This window comes from Salmonella sp. NW1250 (assembly GCF_051812965.1).
Taxonomy (GTDB): Bacteria; Pseudomonadota; Gammaproteobacteria; order Enterobacterales; family Enterobacteriaceae; genus Salmonella; species Salmonella enterica.
The window spans coordinates 1-2,530 of sequence record NZ_JAMNDD010000029.1 but is presented as its reverse complement, the minus strand read 5'-3'; the positions used below and the strand labels follow the sequence as shown (position 1 = coordinate 2,530).

The window sequence follows — 2,530 nt, the reverse complement described above, 5'->3', positions numbered from 1 at the left end:
TCATTCCCTATCCAGATAATATGAAGAAAACAGAATTGAACATAACATCCGTTGCCCGCACCACCTCAGGCGCCCTCAGGGCGTTTCTGAGGACTCCGGCCTGAAACATACACCTTTCTGTGCCCATATCGAGAAAAAACGCCCCTGATGATTTCTGCGTACCTGCATGGCTATGCACTCAAGTGAATGAAGTAAGATTTCAGTCTGCGATCACCATAAAACCGGGAAAAAGCCGTATGACAAAACAGGAATCAGCCGCACTGAACATGGCAAAATTTATCCGGGCGCAGTCGCTGCTGCTGCTCGAAAAACTCGACGTGCTCGATCTTGATGACGAGGCAGCCGACTGTGAGCGAATGCACGAACAGGCAGAAGCGCTTTATCAGAAGCTGAGCGCACGCTTCGGCATACAGGACGGCGAATAAAGAGACGAAAAGAACGCTCACTTAGACGAAAAGCGTATCCATGGCAACTATGTATATCCACCGTGTACATAGTCATGCCTGACGCTTTCGAGCAGGTCGAGCATGTAGGAACGACGAGCTTGATTGGTATCGGACACAATATGGCGATACGCCTCAAACATAACAGCACCCGCATCACCACCCGAACGGCGAAGCATAGCGGAAATCATCCGCACAAAGAGCAGACGTTCATCGGGGCAAAGGTTCATAAGTTCTCCTGGTGAAAAACCAAACATGAAGCACCCATCTATTAACGTCAGCTGTGAACGCTTCATTAGAAGAAAATAGGTAAACCCGGGAAAAAGATCCAAACGTTAACATCACAGGTAAACAGAAACGTCGGGTCGATCGGGAAATTCTTTCCCGGACGGCGCGGGGTTGGGCAAGCCGCAGGCGCGTCAGTGCTTTTAGCGGGTGTCGGGGCGCAGCCCTGAACCAGTCACGTAGCGCTAGCGGAGTGTATACTGGCTAAACTTCAGAGATGCCAAGGAAGGGACAGGATATGTTTTGTAGCACCGCCACCACGGTGGCGATACTACAAAACGCCTGGTCAGGGCACAGCCCCGACACCCCAGAGCCGACTGTAGGTCACTGGACGAACGCGGCGGAATGATGTCGGATGACGTCATTTTGCGGCGTTTGCCCTATCCTGCATCGTATTAAAAAATGCAGCTATGGCGCGTACGGTGCCAAAGATAAGCCCGGAGATATTCCGCTTCCTCGCTCACTGACTCGCTCCGCTCGGTCGTTCGGCTGCGGCGAGCGGTACCGGCTTACTGGCGGGGCGGAAATTTCCTGGCATCTTCCAGGAAGAAGCTTAACAGGGAAGCAAGAAGGCCACGGCGAAGCCGTTTTTCCATAGGCTCCGCCCCCCTGACAAGCATCACGAAATCTGACGCTCAAATCAGTGGTGGCGAAACCCGACAGGACTTAAAGATACCAGGCGTTTCCCCCTGGTGGCTCCCTCGTGCGCTCTCCTGTTCCTGCCTTTCGGTTTACCGGTGTCATTCCGCTGTTATGGCCGCGTTTATCTCATTCCACGCCTGACACTCAGTTCCGGGTAGGCAGTTCGCTCCAAGCTGGACTGTATGCACGAACCCCCCGTTCAGTCCGACCGCTGCGCCTTGTCCGGTAACTATCGTCTTGAGTCCAACCCGGAAAGACATGCAAAAGCACCACTGGCAGCAGCCACTGGTAATTGATTTAGAGGAGTTAGTCTTGAAGTCATGCGCCGGTTAAGGCTAAACTGAAAGGACAAGTTTTGGTGACTGCGCTCCTCCAAGCCAGTTACCTCGGTTCAAAGAGTTGGTAGCTCAGAGAACCTTCGAAAAACCGCCCTGCAGGGCGGTTTTTTCGTTTTCAGAGCAAGAGATTACGCGCAGACCAAAACGATCTCAAGAAGATCATCTTATTAATCAGATAAAATATTTCTAGATTTCAGTGCAATTTATCTCTTCAAATGTAGCACCTGAAGTCAGCCCCATACGATATAAGTTGTTGACAGGATTAACCAAAAACTTGAGAACCTCACCAGAAGGACCAAAGAAGGTCATCTTTGTCGTTTCCCCATTCGTCTCTCCATTCTTATATTCGAATGATTTACCATCAAGAAAAGCTGCATTAGGTGAAAGCATTATCTTTAAATCTCGTCCTTCACACTGATAATGGAATTGTTGTGCAAATGAACTTGCAGAAAGAAGAAGCAGCGAACAAAAAAGTATCTTTTTCATATCAGTCCTTTAAATTTAAAAAATCACTCACCACTCATGCTATCAATAGATTTCTTAACCTCTCCAGCCCTCTCGACTAAAGCATGATTTCTCTTCAGCATAAATGTATAGCCGATCCGACTAATTGGATTCATTGCGTTGTATGTATATGCAACCTCAAATAAAGATACTCCTCGCTGATTTTGCTCAGATCCAATCCAAGCACCATAGCCAACCAACAGCAAAAAAACGACGATAACAGTAATGCAGATTTTTTTTATCATTCCCTATCCAGATAATATGAAGAAAACAGAATTGAACATAACATCCGTTGCCCGCACCACCTCAGGCGCCCTC

5 protein-coding genes are annotated in these 2,530 nt (G+C 48.7%); 2 read left to right on the top strand and 3 right to left on the bottom strand.

Features of this window, described 5'->3' with window-relative positions; all coding sequences use genetic code 11:
* Positions 1-236: 236 nt before the first annotated feature.
* Positions 237-425, top strand: coding sequence for a Rop family plasmid primer RNA-binding protein (locus tag NBA72_RS24045; RefSeq protein ID WP_000165998.1), 189 nt, complete (start codon positions 237-239; stop codon positions 423-425).
* Positions 426-472: 47 nt separating this feature from the next.
* On the opposite strand, the gene NBA72_RS24040 is transcribed toward NBA72_RS24045, so the two are convergent.
* The gene (locus tag NBA72_RS24040; RefSeq protein WP_224019247.1) at positions 473-700 is read right to left on the bottom strand and encodes a hypothetical protein; all 228 of its coding nucleotides are present in this window, start codon (positions 698-700) and stop codon (positions 473-475) included.
* Positions 701-1,552: 852 nt separating this feature from the next.
* Here NBA72_RS24040 and NBA72_RS24035 point away from each other — a divergent pair.
* Positions 1,553-1,666 (top strand): hypothetical protein, encoded by a 114-nt coding sequence (locus NBA72_RS24035; protein ID WP_059570819.1) that lies wholly within the window; start codon positions 1,553-1,555, stop codon positions 1,664-1,666.
* Between the two features lie 228 nt (positions 1,667-1,894).
* Here NBA72_RS24035 and NBA72_RS24030 read toward each other — a convergent pair whose 3' ends face one another.
* Positions 1,895-2,194: a hypothetical protein gene (locus NBA72_RS24030; protein ID WP_016247612.1), complete on the bottom strand. Its 300-nt coding sequence runs from the start codon at positions 2,192-2,194 to the stop codon at positions 1,895-1,897.
* A 23-nt stretch (positions 2,195-2,217) separates the two neighbouring features.
* Entirely contained in the window at positions 2,218-2,457 is a 240-nt protein-coding gene (locus NBA72_RS24025; RefSeq protein WP_001560795.1) for a hypothetical protein, read from the bottom strand.
* Positions 2,458-2,530 lie beyond the last annotated feature (73 nt).